The organism is Segatella hominis, assembly GCF_019249725.2.
Lineage (GTDB): Bacteria > Bacteroidota > Bacteroidia > Bacteroidales > Bacteroidaceae > Prevotella.
Map to the genome: position 1 here is coordinate 1,339,980 of NZ_CP137559.1, position 16,871 is coordinate 1,356,850.

Here is a 16,871-nt window from a genome sequence, read left to right on the forward strand (position 1 = left end):
GCAGCGAAATGATGCTCAGGTGTTTTTTATATTTGATTATTTTAAATCACAGCTGCTCCATATACTGCGCACACATTTCGGCACAGCGCTCTCCATCCACGCCTGCTGAAACGATGCCACCAGCATAGCCAGCTCCCTCACCACAAGGGAAGAGACCCTGGATGCGGACATGCTGCAAGGTTTCACGGTCGCGAACAATGCGAACCGGAGAAGAGGTGCGAGTCTCCGTCGCTATCAGTATCGCCTCATTGGTCAGAAATCCATGCGCATTCTTGCCGAATGTCTTGAATCCTTCCTGCAGACGCTTGCTCACAAATGACGGCATCCAGAAATGAAGCGGACTGGATACCAGACCCGGCGCATAACTGCTCTTAGGCAGGTCGTAACTCAAACGGTTGTTCACGAAGTCGGCCATGCGCTGAGATGGCGCCGTCTGCTTCATGTTGCCCTGCTGCCAGCACTGTTTCTCCAATATCTCCTGGAAATACATCATTTGGAGGGAAGAGTGAGGAGTGAAGAGTGAAGAATCCTCCTGTCTGCGAAGTTCGATTTCCTCCAACACTGCCTGATGATCCTTCACAAATGGCGCTACATCTTCAGGATGCGTCTCCACCACCATGCCCGAATTGCTCCATGCCGTACCACGGTTGCTCGGACTCATGCCGTTGACCACAAGCTGTTCCGGACCCGTAGCTGCAGGAATCACAAAACCGCCCGGACACATACAGAAACTATATACACCCCTGCCATCCACCTGGGTTACAAAACTGTATTCGGCTGCAGGCAGATACTTGCCACGACCGTTCTTGTTGTGATACTGTATCTGATCGATGATCTGGGAAGGATGCTCCAGACGGACACCCACCGCAATGCCCTTCGCCTCAATCTCTATCTTGGAAGAAGCGAGATAGCGATACACATCACGGGCACTATGACCGGTAGCCAAAATCACTGGTCCACGATAGTTTTCCTCCGCACCCGTCTGCAGGTTGACAGCCTCCACACCTATCACCTTGTCGCCCTCCAAGACGAAGCGGGTCATCTTGGTCTGGAAATGCACCTCACCACCACATTGGAGAATGGTATTGCGCATATTCTCGATGACACGCGGCAACTTATCGGTACCGATATGCGGATGGGCATCAGCTAAGATATTCGTATTGGCTCCATGCTGACAGAACACATTCAGTATCTTATCCACGCTACCACGTTTCTTGCTGCGGGTATAAAGTTTGCCGTCACTATAGGCACCTGCACCACCCTCACCAAAACAGTAGTTGCTCTCGCCATCCACCTTCTGGGTCTTGGTGATATTACTGAGGTCTTTCTTGCGCTCACGCACATCCTTGCCACGCTCCAAAACCACCGGTCTGTAACCCAATTCGATGAGTTTGAGGGAAGCAAAGAGACCGCCAGGTCCCTCTCCCACCACGATGACACAAGGCTTACTGCTCACGTCGGGATATTCCGTATGGACATACTGATCGTCCTGCGGAAACTCATTGATATAGGCACGCACCTTGAGATTGACAAAGATGGTGCGCTGGCGGGCATCGATGCTTCTCTTGAGTACTCTCACCTGGTTGAGTGTTCTCACATCCAACCCCTTTTCCTTGGCGAGATAGCGCTTGATGCCTTCCTCGCTCGCTGCCTGTTCTGGCAGAATTCTGATTTGATATTCCTCGATCATATTATTAGGATTTTCCTTTTTTGATTACACCTCCATGGTTGCCATGACTTCCAATGTATCCAAATTGTACATGGTGAACTTGCCGTCCTCCAAAGTGGCGATGGTAGGAGGATTGCCGCCCTTAGGGAAGGTGATGCTGCCCGTATTGCAGATGGCACGGTCGGAATGCGACAATTCCCAGAGATGAGAATGGCCGTAGATGATGGCATCATAAGGTCCCTTAGGCATGTTCTCCTTATTATATATATGTCCGTGGGTCAGCAGGTATCGCTTGCCGTCATCCACGAGCAGGGCGTAGGTTTCCATGATAGGGAAATCGAGCAGCATCTGATCTACTTCTGCATCACAGTTGCCACGTACGGCGATAATTTGGTCTGCCAGACCATTGAGGCGCTCCACGATGCCCTTAGGGTCGATGCCCTCCGGAATGCGGTTGCGGGGACCGTAGTTGATGATGTCACCCATGATGCACATCATATCACACTTCTGAGCCTCATAGAAGTTGAGTGCCCGTTCTAATGCTGGCAAACAGCCATGTATATCCGAAAATAAGAGGTATTTCATAATTCTTCTTTCCTTTTGATTTCTATTATTTTGATGCGATTCTGTCACTGTTGATCCATTGTGACGGATAACGTGATGCAAAATTAGGAAAAAAACGACAAACAGCCAAGATTTCAAGCCAAGAAGTCTGTTAACAATACAAAAAAACCGTTGGGCATCATGAGGCAACTCATGAGCGCAACGGCTTTTATTTTATCATCTTTATCCGAAGTTATCATACATGATGCTCTCAGGATCTACTCCCAGAGAATCCAGATAATCGGTTACGGTCTTAATCAACATTGGAGGTCCGCAGAGATAGTACTCGCAATCCTCTGGTGCCTCATGATCCTTCAAGTAGGTATCACGGATGCAGTTAACAGCAAATCCCTCGTAGTACTTCACGCCCTGAGCATCTGCCACTGGATCCTTGCGGTCGAGTGAAAGATGGAAGTGGAAGTTAGGGAATTCCTTCTCAAGCTCCCAGAAGTCCTCCAGGAAGAAAGCCTCACCCAACGCACGAGCACCATAGAAGAAGTGCAACTCACGGTCGGTAGTATGCAATGTCTTGGTCATGTGCATGATCTGCGCACGCAATGGCGCCATACCGGCACCACCACCAATCCAGATCATCTCCTTGCCTGAAGTGAAGTTAGGATGGAAGTCACCGTAAGGACCACTCATCATTACCTTGTCGCCTGGCTTCAATGAGAAGATGTAAGAAGAAGCGATACCTGTTGGTACGTTCTGGAATCCTACCTGTGGACGTGGCAAGAATGGAGTTGTAGCGATACGAACAGTAAGAGTGATGATGTCACCCTCGTCAGGATAGTTCGCCATAGAGTAAGCACGAACGGTAGGCTCTGGGTTGTGAGCCTTGAGAGAGAAGATGTTGAACTTCTTCCATGCTCCGATGTACTCCTCGCCAATGAGATCCTTGTCGAAGTCCTTGTCGTAATCGATGCAGTCGTATGCAGGAATCTTGATCTGAGCGTAAGAACCCGGAACGAAGTCCATGTGCTCGCCTGGAGGCAGAGCCACCTTGAACTCCTTGATGAAGCTGGAAACGTTCTTGTTGGAGATCACCTCGCACTCCCACTCTTTCACGCCCATCACACTCTCAGGCACCTTGATCTTCAGGTCGCCCTTCACCTTGCACTGGCATCCTAAGCGCCAGTGGTCCTTGATCTGCTTGCGGGTGAAGTGAGGCTTCTCAGAATCGAGAATCTCGCCGCCGCCCTCGAGCACCTGAACCTTACACTGGCCACAACTTGCCTTACCGCCGCAGGCAGAAGGCAGGAAGATGCCGTTCTCATTCAGCGTAGTCATCAAACTGCTGCCCTGAGGCACGTTGATGGTCTTGTCGCCATTGATTTCGATATTTACATTTCCGCTTGGGCTGAGATACTTCTTAGCCACGAGCAGGATGATAACTAATAGGAGAATCACTACGAGGAAAACTCCGATACTAGCCAATATAAATGATGTATTACCCATATCTATAGTCCTCCTATTTTAGATTTTCAAGCCTGAGAAGCAAAGCATAGCCATTGCCATGAGGCCTACTGTGATAAATGTGATGCCGAGTCCCTGCAATGGCTTTGGCACGTCGCAATACTGCATCTTCTCGCGGATGGCACCCATCAGCACGATGGCGAGTGTCCAACCGAGACCAGAACCTACTGCATATACAATGCTATCCCATACTGAGGTGATAGCCTGAGTATTGGTAGGATCCATCAGGATGCGCTGCTGCATGAAGAGTGATGCACCCATGATGGCACAGTTTACGGCAATCAATGGCAGGAAGATACCCAAAGCTGCATAGAGCGATGGAGAGAACTTCTCTACAACCATCTCGACCAACTGCACGATACCGGCGATGACTGCGATGAAGAGGATGAAACTCAGATAAGTGAGATCCACACCTAAGATTCCGTCAGCGCTGAGCACCTTGGTCTGCAGGAGATAATCTACTGGTACGGTGATGAGCAACACGAAGGTTACTGCAAGACCCAATCCCAAAGAGGTCTTCACGTTCTTAGATACTGCCAAGTATGAACACATACCCAAGAAGTAGGCGAAGATCATGTTATCGACGAAAATCGAACGGAAAAACAAACTAATTGCGTGCTCCATCTTACTTCTCCTCCTTATAAATATAGGCACGATGTACCCAGATTACACATCCAACGAGAATCAATGCCATGGCTGGCATGGTCATCATACCGTTGTTAACATATCCGAAATCGTAAGCTCCCTCTGGAATCAGCTGGAAACCGAGCAATGAACCACGGCCTAAAAGCTCACGTACTGCACCCACAATCACGAGGATGAGGGCATAACCCAAACCATTACCTACACCATCGAGGAATGAAGGCCAAGGCTTGTTCATCATGGCAAATGCCTCCAAACGACCCATCAGGATACAGTTGGTGATGATCAGACCTACATACACTGAGAGCTGAACGCTCACATCATAGGCGAAAGCCTTCAACACCTGGCTCACGATGGTAACCAAGGCAGCAACCACTACCAGCTGAACGATGATACGGATGCGCTGTGGAATGGTGTTGCGGATGATGGAAATAATCACATTAGAGAATGCCGTGATGATCGTAACGGCAAGTCCCATCACAATGGCTGGCTTCAACTGTGAAGTAACAGCCAAGGCACTACAGATACCAAGCACCTGGACGAGGACAGGGTTGTCACCGTTCAATGGCTTGATGAATGCCTCCTTATTTTGTTTACTAAATAATGCCATAATATCGCTTAATTATTTAATGAATTTAGCAAGACCTTCCTTGAGCATAGCATCCACACCATCGGATGTCAATGTAGCACCTGTCACGGCATCCACATTATTTGGGTCGCCTGCTGGAGCGTCTTTCTCAACGCCGAGCGCGATGCCCGGTACGCCATCCTTGTGAATCTTCTTGCCCTGGAACTTCTGCTGCCACTTCAGGTTGTCCTTGATTTCAGCACCGAGTCCGGCTGTCTCGCCTTCGTGGTTGAAATATACGCCATAGATGGTGTTGTTGTCGGCATCTACGGCGATGAAGCCTGAGATACCGCCCCAGAGACCCATACCCTTTACGGAGTAAACGGTCTTCTTCTGACCATCAATCTCGCACTCGTAATACTTCATGCCGTCCTTCTCCTTCTCTGCCTTTACCACCTCTTTATATTTAGCAGCCGCAGTTGCATTGTCGAGGTCGCGGAGGTTGAGTGAGTTCAGAATCTGCTTCTGAGTATCCAGTGCCACGTTAGCATCCTGTGTTGCCTTCAATGAAGAAGACACGAATGCGAGCAGGAATGCCACGATTACCACGATGATAACCGAATAGATAATAGTATAGCTATTTGAATTTGTCTTCATATCTACATTCCTCCTACATTATTTAATTGCACGTTTAGCACGGCGAGAGATGTTGCTCTGTACTACACAGTAGTCGATGAGTGGAGCAAACATATTGCCGAAGAAGATAGCGAGCATCATACCCTCTGGATAACCTGGGTTCATCACACGTACGATAACGGCGATGGCACCGATGAAGAATCCGTAGAAGTACTTTCCCTTTTCTGTACGGGCAGAGGTTACAGGGTCGGTAGCCATGAATACGGCACCGAAGCAGAAACCACCGAGAACGATGTGCTCATACCAAGCGATAGGAGTCATGCCGAGAGCCTGGAAGATAAGCGCCATCACGATACCACCTGCGAATACGGAACCCATGGTCTTCCAAGATGCGATACCTGTCCAGAGAAGGATAATGGCGCCGATGGCAATGGCGATGACAGATGTCTCACCAATACAACCCGGGATGAAACCTGTGATGGCGTCGCAGAGATTAGCGGTAGGCGTAATGTTCTGAGCCAACTGTCCGAGCGGAGTAGCCGCTGTGAATCCGTCTGGCAAGGTGTTGCCGAGACCGAAGATGGCATCCTTGGCAATCCAAACCTTATCACCACTCATAGCCAATGGATATGAGAAGAAGAGGAACATACGGGCACCTACAGCCACATTGAAGATGTTCATACCTGTACCACCGAAGATTTCCTTGCAGAAGATAACTGCGAAGGCGCAAGCCAAGGCAAGCATCCAGAGCGGTGTAGTGATAGGAATAATCAATGGGATGATGATACCGCTGACGAGATAACCCTCCTGGATTTCCTCGTGCTTCCACTGAGCCCAGGCAAACTCGATGCCGAGACCCACGATGTAGCTAACCAGCAACTTAGGGAGGACAGCTAAGAATCCGAAGCCGAAGACCTCGATGAAGCTGGCAGTATCCAATGTACCGGCAGCCTTGAAATTCTGGTATCCCACATTATACATACCGAAGAGCAATGCAGGAATCAGGGCGATTACCACAAAGCTCATGATGCGCTTCGAGTCGATAGAGTCGTGAATGCTGGCTCCGCTCTTCGCTGTCGTGTTAGGCACGTACAGGAAGCTCTCGAAACCATCGAAGACACTCTCGAAGGCATGAAGCTTACCTCCCTCCTGGAAGTTAGGCTTTATCTTATTGAGATAATTTCTTAATGCACTCATTTTTTATTATTCATTAAATTAAGCATTCTCCTTACGCAAGGTGTTCAAACCGTCACGTACAATCTTCTGGAGTTCGAGCTTGGAACTATCTACAAACTCAGCTACAGCAAAGTCTTCTGGGCTCACCTCGTAGATACCGAGTTGCTCCTGCTTGTCGATATCGCCTGTGATGATGGCTTTGATGAGATACTCACCATAGATGTCCATTGGCAATACACTGTCGTACTCGCCGCTCATGATCATGTGGCGCTCACCACCCTTCACACGTGCATCCAGCGCATACTCCTTCTTCTTGCCGAAAAGCCATGAGAAATAGCTGCGGGATGTAGAGAACTGATCGGTGCGTGGAAGTATCCAGCCCAGCATCTCATCCTTGTCGTCACCCTCTGGAATAGCGGTAATCTCGGAGGTATGTCCTCCTACATAAGAGGCAAGTGATGCCTGAGTACCTGTCAGAGGATTACCATTGATAACTCGCACGTGCTCAGTAGTTTTCAACTGATCGGCTACAAAAGCACTCAAAGGGGTACCTACCAATACTTCAGCATAACCTGGAGTCTTGATTTCGCTACCGGCTACTGCTACCATCTTGCGGAGATCTACCTTACCTGTAAGGAAGAGGCGACCGAAGAAGATAACGGCTGCAGGATCTACAGTCCATACCACCTCACCCTTGTTGACTGGGTCGATATGGTTGACCTGAACACCTACATTACCAGCAGGACAAGGACCGTCGAAGACATTCAATTCTACCTCCTTGCTTGCCATCAATGCCACATTTGGCTGGTTGACACCAGCACCGAGGTAAGTCTTGGCGATCTTGCTCAATGCGGTAAGACCCGTCTTGAAAGCCTGCTCGTTGCCGAGAAGCTCCACCTCAAAGTCGGCTGCCAACGGCATATCACGAAGTGTGGAAACAAAAATTGCCTTAGGCGTTGTGTCTGGAGTTGTGGACACAGCGTAAGGCAACTGGTTGATGTATCCGAAAAGTCCCGCCTCAAGCAAAGCCTGCTTGATAGCGTCGCCATCCATCTCATCCACAATCTTCTTACCGAAATCCGTTGAGGTCTGCTTAGCATCGGCCTTCACCTTGATGCAGAGCACCTTGCGGCGGTCACCCCTCTCTATGGCGGTCACTACACCACTCACAGGTGAGGCAAACTTCACCTCTGGGCATGCCTTATTGACAAACAAGGCATCACCGGCATTGACATGGTCACCCTCGCGCACTACGACCTTAGGAGTAACACCTACAAAAGCCTCAGGAACGAGTGCATACTCGTCAGTCTCTGACACTTGCAGCGCAACATCCTTGGAAGCCTTACCCTTCAGGTTAATGTCCAAGCCTTTACGTAACTTAATTACATTTGCCATAACTACATATTAAATATTTATATAAACTGATTTTCGTTCTTATTACTTTCGTTGAAAACTATTTCTTTTATCTCCTACAGTTCTCACAAATTATCTTTCTTACAGCATCTTCGCCTGCGAAGATAAATCTGTGGGAATCTGTGTAATCTGTGGGACTTTATACATTAAAAACTGCAAACATTGCTGCAAAATTAGCAAAAAAAAGTAAGAATGGAAAGAAAAAAGGGTGAATTATTCGGTATTGTAATAAAAAAGCAGTATTTTTGCCAAAAAAATTAATAAATATTCAGCGGCCCGAAAGATTTTGTCAAATACACTTTGCAAAATTCACATCGATTCTGCCGCTAATCACATAAATAGTAAAGCTCTGAAAAAGTTAAAACATATATTCAACGGCATCATCTGGACACTGGTAGGTGTCTATGCTCTGCTCACTGTATTGGTACACCTCTCTCCAATACAGCACTTCTTGGGTTCTCAGGTTTCAAATGCGCTCGCCGATAAATTCGATACAAAAGTGACGGTGGAAAGCGTGAATCTGGGTTTCTTCAACCGTATCATCATCGATGACGTGATGATGTACGACCAGAAAGGCGACAGCATGATTTATGCGTCCAGAATATCAGCAAAGGTAAGTCTGCTGCCCCTACTCAACCAGAAGATTTCCATCGCTTCGGCACAGCTGTTCGGTCTGAAAGCCAACCTGTATCAGCAGACGCCACAGAGCAAGCACAACTTCCAGTTTGTGCTCGACTCGTTGGCTTCCAAGGATACCACCAAGCATACGCCACTCGACCTGCACATCGGAAGTCTGATTATCCGACATGGTGCGGTGAAGTATGACAAACGGTATATCGCCTCTAAATCCGGAGTATTCTCGCCTGCTCATATCAGCATCAGCGACCTCTCGACCCACATCATTGCAAACCATATCACTGATGATGCTATCAATCTGCATATCAAGAAATTAGCGTTCCGCGATAAATCAGGGCTTCAACTGAATTCTCTCGGTTTTAAGTTGGATGCCAACAAACGTGAAGCTTCGCTGAAAGAGTTTGAACTGCAGTTGCCACATTCTGATATCACCTTAGGCGACATACATGCCACTTACAGATTTGATAACGGGATGTTGGTGATGCCTACTCTGCAATATTCGGGCAGTATCGAACAGTCGAAAATCACCCTGTCAGACATCGCCTGCCTGCTCCCTATCTTCCGCCATTTCGAAGATGCCGTGTTCTTCGAAACACAGTTTACAGGCACCTCTACCTCTCTGAGATGCCAGAAAATCAACTTCAAGACGGGAAGCGGCAGCATCAATCTGCAGGCAAAAGGAAGAATCAGCGACTGGAACAGCCGTCCGGCATGGGATGTGGATATCGCCAATCTCAACCTGACCGAAGAGAGCATCAGCTTCATCTCTCATAACTTAGGTAAGAAAATCAATGTTCCTAAAGAAGTGACCCGTCTCGGCGGCATCCACTATGTTGGTCACCTCAGCGGACACGGCGACAGACTCAGTTCGAAGGGACGACTTGAAATGGGCGTTGGAAATGCTGACATCCAACTTGCCAAAAACGGCAAAAATATTCAGGCTAAAATAGCTACCCAGGGAATCGCCCTCGACCGTATTCTTGCCAACAAGACCTTCGGACAGGTGGCTACTGCCATCGAGGTGAAAGGCAACAAGGACCATCTGGTAGCGAAGGGTGAAATCAGCCGATTCGACTACAACAAATACAGTTTCCGCAATATCAGTCTGGACGGTCAGTACAATCATGGACTCATGAAAGGGCTCGCCTCCATCGACGATCCGAACATCCGCGTGAACATTGAGGGAAACTATGCCATCAAGGGCAACAAATACGACATCAACACGCATATCGACCATCTGCAACCTTCCATTCTCGGCGTGAAGATGGCTGACAAGGACTACTGTCTCGACGATATCGACCTGAGCGCCAACAACCAGAGCAGCGACAGTTATCTCGACCTGGAGGCTCCTTTCATGAGCCTGCATGCCAGAGGACAATACAATCTCTCCACATTGGCATCGAGCATACAGAACATGGTAGCAGAAAAACTGCCTACACTGCCTGACATCAAGAAGACAAAGGCGAAGGGAGACAACGACTTCACCCTCCAGGGCAACATCTACTCCACCGAGGTGCTCAACAAGATGTTGGGCATTCCATTGGCTATCAGTTCGCCTATCCACATCAACGGAAACATGTCGGAACAGAGCAATGAGCTGAACCTCTATCTCAGTGCCCCACTCTTCAGCTATAACGGGAAACCATTCCACAACGGCAACGTGGAACTCACCACCCAGGCCAATGCGCTCAATCTGGAAGCACGCATCACGCAGGGAATGCCTTACGAGAAGGCTCCGGAAATCAGACTAAAAGCGGCGGCGGCAGACAATGTGCTCTCCACATTACTTAATTATAACAACCATTCATCCAAACTGCCTGTAAGCGGTTTGCTGAATGCTGACACCCGATTCTCAAAGAATGAACAGGGACAGATGACCATACAGACCAACGTGAAACCTTCCAGTCTGATGTTAGGAAATACGCAATGGGACGTGAAGGCATCCACCGTGGAATATCACAAAAACCACCTCACCGTGGATAATTTCGTAGTGAAACACGGCAAGCAGCACGTCATCATCAACGGTATGGCAACCCCTAACAGGGAGGATTCCATTGTGGCTGACCTCAAGGACGTAGATGTGGCATACATCCTCAACCTCGTCAACTTCCACTCGGTGGATTTCACAGGAAAAGCGACAGGAAAGGCTGTCGTGAAATCTATCTTCCAGGATCCGGATGCCTACGCCAAGTTGGACATCCAAGACTTCACCTTCGAGAACGGACCGATGGGCATACTCCACGCCTTCGTAAACTACAACAAGGAAGACGAGCAGATAGACATCAGGGCTACTGCTGATGAAGGACCTGGACGACAGACCTACATCAACGGTTATGTATCTCCGAAGCGCAACTATATCGACCTCGGCATTGAGGCTGCCGGAACCAACATGAAGTTCATGGAGAACTTCTGCGGCAGTTTCATGGACAATATTGAGGCACAGGGGCACGGAAAGGTGAACGTAGTGGGCGACCTGAAGAAAATCAACCTCGTGGGCGACGTGGAAGTAAGCGGTAAGATGCACATGAAGCAGTTGGGCACCGAATATCACTTTGACCGACTCCGTGCTCATGCCATCCCTGACGACATCCTGCTGATAAACGATACCATCTACGACTGCAACAACAACATTGCCGTGGTAAACGGTGGCATCCACCATAAGCATCTCACCAAGTTGAGCTACGACCTCGACCTGAAGGCAAAGAACTTCTTGGGATATGACACCCGGGAATTTGGCGATAACACCTTCTACGGCACGGTATATGCTACGGGAGATGTGGGCATACACGGCAAGAGCGGTGAGACCGTCATCGACATCGATGCCGTACCGGAGCACGGTTCTATCTTCGTTTATAACGTGGCAAGTCCGGATGCCATCAGCGACAAGAGTTTCATCCACTGGAATGATGCTACACCTGAGTGGGAAAAGCCATTCTCATTCACCAAGAACACGAAAAAGGATGATGACGATGACGATATGGAATCGGATATGCGCATCAACTTCCTGGTGAACACCAACCAGAACCTGACGCTCAAATTGCTCATGGACCCACAGAGCGGTGACTACATCACGCTCAACGGAAACGGCGTAATCAGAGCCAACTACTTCAACAAGGGCTCATTTGATATGTTTGGCAACTATGTAGTGGATCATGGTATTTATAAGTTGACTATCCAGAACATTATCAAGAAGGACTTCGAGTTCTTGCCGGGAGGAACCATCAACTTCGGTGGAAATCCATATAAAGCGGCTCTCAACCTTCAGGCTAAATACGTGGTGAATGGAGTGCCACTGAGCGACTTGAACATCGGTCGCTCGTTCTCCAGCAACAATATCCGCGTAGATTGTCTCATGAATATCAAGGGCACGCCAAATGCACCGAGCGTTGATTTCTCGATGGATCTGCCTACGATAAACAGCGATGCGAAACAGATGATCTATTCGCTCATCAACTCGCAGGAGGAGATGAACCAGCAGGTGCTCTATCTGCTCGGTATCGGAAGATTCTATGCACAGACGAAGAACAATCAGGCTACTGAGAATGCAGCGCAACAGAGTCAGACTTCGCTTGCCATGCAGAGTCTTCTGAGCGGTACCATCTCACAGCAGATCAACACCGTACTCTCCAGTCTGGTGAACAGCAACGAATGGAATTTCGGTGCCAACATCTCTACGGGAGACGAGGGTTTCAACAATGCGGAATATGAGGGTATTCTGAGCGGTCGCCTGTTCAACAACCGTCTGCTCTTCAACGGACAGTTCGGCTACAGGGACAATGCCAATGCCACCCAGAGCTTTATCGGTGACTTCGACCTGCGTTATCTCATCTTCCCTAACGGTAATCTCGCCGTGAGAATGTACAACCAGACCAACGACCGATACTTCACCAAGAACAGTCTGAACACCCAGGGCTTCGGCCTTATCATGAAGAAGGACTTCAACGGTCTGAAGGATCTGTTCGGCATCAAAAAGAAAAAGAAGAAGAACAAAGATAAGGGCAAGACTATAGGCAAATAAAAATCTGTGTATATCTGTGAAATCTGATGAAAATTTTGTCCCACAGATTTCACAGATTTACGCAGATTTTTCTTCATGGAATCTCAGGCGAATCGCTTTGTCTAATCTCAGGGGATATCTGCAACGACCGAACAGGTCGCATCGGCGAAAATCTGTGAGTAATCGTCTCTGCAGGAAACCTCCGAATAAATTCCGTGTCATCCGATGAAAAGAAATCTGCGTCATCTGCGAAATCTGTGGGACAAGAAACAATATAACGGAACCACAATCTTCCTATTTCGTCTGACCGGCATCATCAAATGTCTGGTCATAATCAGACTTCAAGAGGTCGGTATTTTCGAAGGTAAATTCGAAGGCACTACCAGAAGTAAACAGAGGACCGGTATAAGTGGTAACGTGATTCTGCTGGAGTGTCACCTGATCAAAATGAAGCGCCTTAATAACCTCATTATCAGTATTATATATATTCAAATCAGCCTGAATGGTTTCCTTCTCAGATGAGAGAAATACGTACATAGAAATTGTCATCGCCTTTCCTGGTTTCAAATTTGCAAGGCTCCAACTCCTATTTTGCGTATTGTCACCAGCACCTTTGACACCATATCCAGTAGTTGGATTGAATACCCTGCTGATATTTCCCGCCAAAGAAGCTTCAATCTTGGATATACCAGAAGGAAGTTCATCGGATGAATGGAATTTCAGAAGGGAGATGGCTCTTTCCAACTGGCAATTAAAAATGTTGCTTCCACTCTTTACCTCAATATCCTTGCAGACATAAGCCATATCGTCCAGGACCTCATTTTCCGGGAAAGTAACTTTCTCTGCAGACACAATATTCACCTCTCCCTTCATCGCACTGGCAATAGCCACCATCTTGTACTTGCCAATAGGCAAACGCAAAGTAGCAGAACCGAAATCACTCTGAGTGGCATCAGACTGATGGACATACTGAATATTCTGACTGGAATTGGCTGGAATAATGGCAATGTCGAGACGGGTAAATCTCTTTTTCCATGTAGTAGCCGTGTTATCATCAGCTCGGGTAATAGATTCCCCATTTGCTTCCATCGCACCACTCGAAAGATTTGCCTCTCCAAATTTCTCTACGGTTGAATCAAAGAAACTGAAACTAACACTGGAGGTTTCAACCTGTGAAGACTGCTGCAAGGCATCCTCACCTGAACATGCGCACATACCTGTAAACGCAACGGCTACAAAAAGCCATTTCATCAATTTGTTCATAATTATAAGATTTAAAAAAATAAAAGTCCGTTAGTTAACTACAGAGGAAAAATCCTAACGTAGTTTTCGCCATATCGACTGCAAATATAAAGAAATACATCGAATCAACCAAACTATTTTTAGAAAAAAAATATTTTTATTAAAAAAAACAAGTAAAGCCTTGGGGTTTTCAATTTAATTTATTATCTTTGCAAACGTTATCCTGAATACAATCTTTTTACCTTAAAGAAAACTAATACCTATTGAATGTAGATCGGCTGCCTGTGAAGGTAGCCGATCTTTAGTTTTATGATAGCATGTATTCCTTCATTTAATACATGTATTCTTTCATATAATAAATCAGGAAATTAGCCGTTATTATTAATAAAGAAAAAGACAATGGAAAAGAAAGAAGAAATCATACTGTTGCCCAAAATATTCGACCCAAGGGGTAGCTTGACTGTGACGGAAGAGATGAAAAACATCCCTTTCCACATCCATCGCGTGGAATATCTATATGGCATCAGTCAGGGTAAAGTATTAGAAAAATACACAGAGAAAGAAGGCTATAAATTCTACGTAGCCCTCAGCGGCTCCTTTCGTATCACCATCCACGAAGATGATGATACGAAAAGAGATTATATGCTTAATCGCCCTTATCAGGGACTGCTCATCCAGGGTGACACCCACTACTCTATTTACGATTTCTCCAACGGAGTGGTCTGTCTGGAAATAGAATAAAAATAAATTCCGTGTCATCCGATAAAAATAGAATTATCAGAACAACTGGGCTTTGAGACCCAGCGACAATCCGAAGACATCCCAGAATTCCGCCTTTCCTCCATTGCGATATAAGCGCATGAAGTAAATGTCATTGGTGCCCAATTCATAGAAAAACGAAAAACTTTTGATGAACTTACGCTTATTCTTAGGAATTTCCTTGGAAAAACGCTCTCCGATAAATATGTTCGGGCGAATACGGGTGGAAAAAGGATAATAGCCACTCTGATACTTTGTTGGCTGCTTCGTCCAGAAATCCTGTCCGATGACTGTATTGAAATACAATCCACACTCCAATGGTTCAAAGGACCAGCCTTTCTTGAGATTGATAGACCAAGGGATATAATTCTCCTTGAGCGTGATTGTCATTTTTGCGGAATGGGAACTGTACTTGGGAATATAGCCAAACAGCAACTGAGTCTCCCATTGTCCACGCTTGCCATAATCCCATCCTACTCCAACGGAGAAAAGCCCCATATTGCCACAAGTCTGTAATATCAACTGGGTAGGTATCAGTGATTCCCAATTCTGGCGATAATGATGAATACGCTTGTCATAACGGGTGGTATCAGGACTTTCAGCAAACAAGCCCGTATTGATCACGCACAACGCCACAACCATCAACATGATCCGTTTAGAATTTAATAATCTCATAACTGTAGTCTTTTGGGGTTATCTTAAATATATAATACTCTCTCTTCGGCGTGTTGCCTACCTGATAATACATGATGCCATTCTTGTAGATATCCGTCTGTTCTGTGTGATGCCCATGACCATACAGGCAGAACATCAGTTTCGGAAAGTTAAGGGTATAATAATTGAATACCTTTGCCACATTATTATTAAACTGCTCTGTATAAGGAGCGGCGTGCATGCACACAACCGTCCGGTCAAACTCATCAGCCCGACTGGTCACTTCTTCCTCCATATAATCAAAATTAGGAACTGCCATTGAATAATCATATTCGATGGCATTGGTATTGAGACAGACAAACTTGACACGTCCGGCGATGAAACTGAAATCTGGATTTCCAAACATCTTCTCATAGGCCTGATTGCCCGTACCTAAGCAGTCGTGATTACCCAATAGTACGACAAAAGGCTTATTGAGTTTGAATAATTTATCACGAGTCCATTCAAACTCTCGCGTAGAACCGAAGTCTGTAATGTCACCCCCATGAATTACAAAATCGATACTGTCACGCTTGTTGATATCACCCACCAAATCAGACAAGTCGTTCAACCACTGATGCGAGTCGCTGATAAAAGCAAAACGGATGGTATCTTGTGACTTAACGGCATTTTCTATCTTCGTGATCATTGTCGAATTTATCTGGGTCTGCCCTTTTACTCTCACATCATAAGGATGGATATCAAACACCGAATCGCAACCCGAAAAAAGTACTAAAGAAAGTAATGCTGCTGATAGAAGATTCCTTCTTTTCATTCTTATCTATTTAATTTCTTACTTTATTATTTTATCAACTAAAACGATGCAAAGATACAAATAAAACTTGACTTTACAAAAAAGTTTTTAATAAATTAGGTCAAAAAGAACTGAATTATAGACAAATGAATCTTTTCAGTGTCTTGTCCTAGAAAAAGTTGACACAGTATAAATCAACTTAAAAATAACAAATATGGACAAAGACAAAATGGATTTAGCGTTGAGCATAGCTCGCAGTTATTATCAGTATCATGTACCAGTTAGAGAAATTATGGCAAAAATGTCAATTAGCAGTACTTCAGTTTACAGAATTCTTGGTAACTTTGCAACCAATAATCCACAAATCGTAGAAGAAATGAAGCAAAATGCAACACCAGAAAATCTCTCGCAGGAGAACATTGAATTGAAGAAACGCTTGGCAGCTATGGAGCAAGAACTCCATGAGGCAAAGATGGCAGCTGCCGCCTATAACAAGATGATTGATATTGCAGAGCGTCTTTATAAGATTCCTGTGCGAAAAAAATCTGGACCCAAACAGTAAAGGAACTTCGTGCAGAGGACAAAAACTATAGTGTTTCTGGCCTCT

General features: G+C 46.4%; 14 protein-coding genes. 3 read left to right on the forward strand and 11 right to left on the reverse strand.

Annotated elements, in window-relative coordinates; translation table 11 throughout:
- Positions 1-46: 46 nt before the first annotated feature.
- From KUA50_RS05440 to KUA50_RS05475, 8 genes are all read right to left on the reverse strand, one after another.
- Entirely contained in the window at positions 47-1,690 is a 1,644-nt protein-coding gene (locus KUA50_RS05440; protein ID WP_218457572.1) for an NAD(P)/FAD-dependent oxidoreductase, read from the reverse strand.
- A gap of 24 nt (positions 1,691-1,714) precedes the next feature.
- On the reverse strand, positions 1,715-2,254 hold the full coding sequence (yfcE, locus tag KUA50_RS05445; RefSeq protein ID WP_218457573.1) for a phosphodiesterase: 540 nt from the start codon (positions 2,252-2,254) through the stop codon (positions 1,715-1,717).
- Positions 2,255-2,455: 201 nt separating this feature from the next.
- Positions 2,456-3,730 carry an NADH:ubiquinone reductase (Na(+)-transporting) subunit F gene (gene nqrF, locus KUA50_RS05450; RefSeq protein ID WP_089542481.1) on the reverse strand — a complete coding sequence of 425 codons (1,275 nt, stop codon included), beginning with the start codon at positions 3,728-3,730 and terminating at the stop codon, positions 2,456-2,458.
- Positions 3,731-3,748: 18 nt separating this feature from the next.
- A complete protein-coding gene (nqrE, locus tag KUA50_RS05455) occupies positions 3,749-4,372 on the reverse strand; it encodes an NADH:ubiquinone reductase (Na(+)-transporting) subunit E (protein ID WP_118118865.1) in 624 nt (207 codons plus the stop codon).
- Position 4,373: 1 nt separating this feature from the next.
- On the reverse strand, positions 4,374-5,000 hold the full coding sequence (locus tag KUA50_RS05460) for an NADH:ubiquinone reductase (Na(+)-transporting) subunit D (RefSeq protein WP_118118863.1): 627 nt from the start codon (positions 4,998-5,000) through the stop codon (positions 4,374-4,376).
- Positions 5,001-5,012: 12 nt separating this feature from the next.
- A complete protein-coding gene (locus KUA50_RS05465; RefSeq protein WP_218457574.1) occupies positions 5,013-5,615 on the reverse strand; it encodes an FMN-binding protein in 603 nt (200 codons plus the stop codon).
- An 18-nt stretch (positions 5,616-5,633) separates the two neighbouring features.
- Positions 5,634-6,791 carry an NADH:ubiquinone reductase (Na(+)-transporting) subunit B gene (locus KUA50_RS05470; protein ID WP_022109820.1) on the reverse strand — a complete coding sequence of 386 codons (1,158 nt, stop codon included), beginning with the start codon at positions 6,789-6,791 and terminating at the stop codon, positions 5,634-5,636.
- Positions 6,792-6,809: 18 nt separating this feature from the next.
- The gene (locus tag KUA50_RS05475) at positions 6,810-8,165 is read right to left on the reverse strand and encodes a Na(+)-translocating NADH-quinone reductase subunit A (RefSeq protein ID WP_218457575.1); all 1,356 of its coding nucleotides are present in this window, start codon (positions 8,163-8,165) and stop codon (positions 6,810-6,812) included.
- A 304-nt stretch (positions 8,166-8,469) separates the two neighbouring features.
- On the opposite strand from KUA50_RS05475, the gene KUA50_RS05480 reads away from it, so the two are divergent.
- Positions 8,470-12,837, forward strand: coding sequence for a translocation/assembly module TamB domain-containing protein (locus KUA50_RS05480; protein WP_256624321.1), 4,368 nt, complete (start codon positions 8,470-8,472; stop codon positions 12,835-12,837).
- Positions 12,838-13,110: 273 nt separating this feature from the next.
- On the opposite strand, the gene KUA50_RS05485 is transcribed toward KUA50_RS05480, so the two are convergent.
- Positions 13,111-14,079 (reverse strand): hypothetical protein, encoded by a 969-nt coding sequence (locus KUA50_RS05485; protein WP_218457576.1) that lies wholly within the window; start codon positions 14,077-14,079, stop codon positions 13,111-13,113.
- A 378-nt stretch (positions 14,080-14,457) separates the two neighbouring features.
- Between KUA50_RS05485 and KUA50_RS05490 the strand changes: the two genes are divergently transcribed.
- Positions 14,458-14,799 carry a sugar 3,4-ketoisomerase gene (locus KUA50_RS05490; RefSeq protein WP_218457577.1) on the forward strand — a complete coding sequence of 114 codons (342 nt, stop codon included), beginning with the start codon at positions 14,458-14,460 and terminating at the stop codon, positions 14,797-14,799.
- Between the two features lie 36 nt (positions 14,800-14,835).
- Here KUA50_RS05490 and KUA50_RS05495 read toward each other — a convergent pair whose 3' ends face one another.
- Both KUA50_RS05495 and KUA50_RS05500 read right to left on the reverse strand, forming a co-directional pair.
- Positions 14,836-15,492: a hypothetical protein gene (locus KUA50_RS05495; protein ID WP_218457578.1), complete on the reverse strand. Its 657-nt coding sequence runs from the start codon at positions 15,490-15,492 to the stop codon at positions 14,836-14,838.
- On the reverse strand, positions 15,473-16,285 hold the full coding sequence (locus KUA50_RS05500; protein ID WP_218457579.1) for a metallophosphoesterase family protein: 813 nt from the start codon (positions 16,283-16,285) through the stop codon (positions 15,473-15,475). The genes KUA50_RS05495 and KUA50_RS05500 overlap by 20 nt, the downstream gene beginning before the upstream one ends.
- Positions 16,286-16,478: 193 nt before the next feature.
- Between KUA50_RS05500 and KUA50_RS05505 the strand changes: the two genes are divergently transcribed.
- A complete protein-coding gene (locus KUA50_RS05505; protein WP_218458243.1) occupies positions 16,479-16,826 on the forward strand; it encodes a hypothetical protein in 348 nt (115 codons plus the stop codon).
- Positions 16,827-16,871: the final 45 nt, after the last annotated feature.

What these genes read in the sequence shown, in the direction of transcription:
- KUA50_RS05460 (WP_118118863.1), bottom strand. Translation starts at nt 5,000, where the DNA reads ATGGCATTATTTAGTAAACAAAATAAGGAGGCATTCATCAAGCCATTG.
- KUA50_RS05500 (WP_218457579.1), bottom strand. Translation starts at nt 16,285, where the DNA reads ATGAAAAGAAGGAATCTTCTATCAGCAGCATTACTTTCTTTAGTACTT.
- KUA50_RS05495 (WP_218457578.1), bottom strand. Translation starts at nt 15,492, where the DNA reads ATGAGATTATTAAATTCTAAACGGATCATGTTGATGGTTGTGGCGTTG.
- KUA50_RS05465 (WP_218457574.1), bottom strand. Translation starts at nt 5,615, where the DNA reads ATGAAGACAAATTCAAATAGCTATACTATTATCTATTCGGTTATCATC.
- yfcE (WP_218457573.1), bottom strand. Translation starts at nt 2,254, where the DNA reads ATGAAATACCTCTTATTTTCGGATATACATGGCTGTTTGCCAGCATTA.
- KUA50_RS05475 (WP_218457575.1), bottom strand. Translation starts at nt 8,165, where the DNA reads ATGGCAAATGTAATTAAGTTACGTAAAGGCTTGGACATTAACCTGAAG.
- KUA50_RS05485 (WP_218457576.1), bottom strand. Translation starts at nt 14,079, where the DNA reads ATGAACAAATTGATGAAATGGCTTTTTGTAGCCGTTGCGTTTACAGGT.
- nqrF (WP_089542481.1), bottom strand. Translation starts at nt 3,730, where the DNA reads ATGGGTAATACATCATTTATATTGGCTAGTATCGGAGTTTTCCTCGTA.
- KUA50_RS05470 (WP_022109820.1), bottom strand. Translation starts at nt 6,791, where the DNA reads ATGAGTGCATTAAGAAATTATCTCAATAAGATAAAGCCTAACTTCCAG.
- KUA50_RS05505 (WP_218458243.1), top strand. Translation starts at nt 16,479, where the DNA reads ATGGACAAAGACAAAATGGATTTAGCGTTGAGCATAGCTCGCAGTTAT.
- nqrE (WP_118118865.1), bottom strand. Translation starts at nt 4,372, where the DNA reads ATGGAGCACGCAATTAGTTTGTTTTTCCGTTCGATTTTCGTCGATAAC.
- KUA50_RS05440 (WP_218457572.1), bottom strand. Translation starts at nt 1,690, where the DNA reads ATGATCGAGGAATATCAAATCAGAATTCTGCCAGAACAGGCAGCGAGC.
- KUA50_RS05490 (WP_218457577.1), top strand. Translation starts at nt 14,458, where the DNA reads ATGGAAAAGAAAGAAGAAATCATACTGTTGCCCAAAATATTCGACCCA.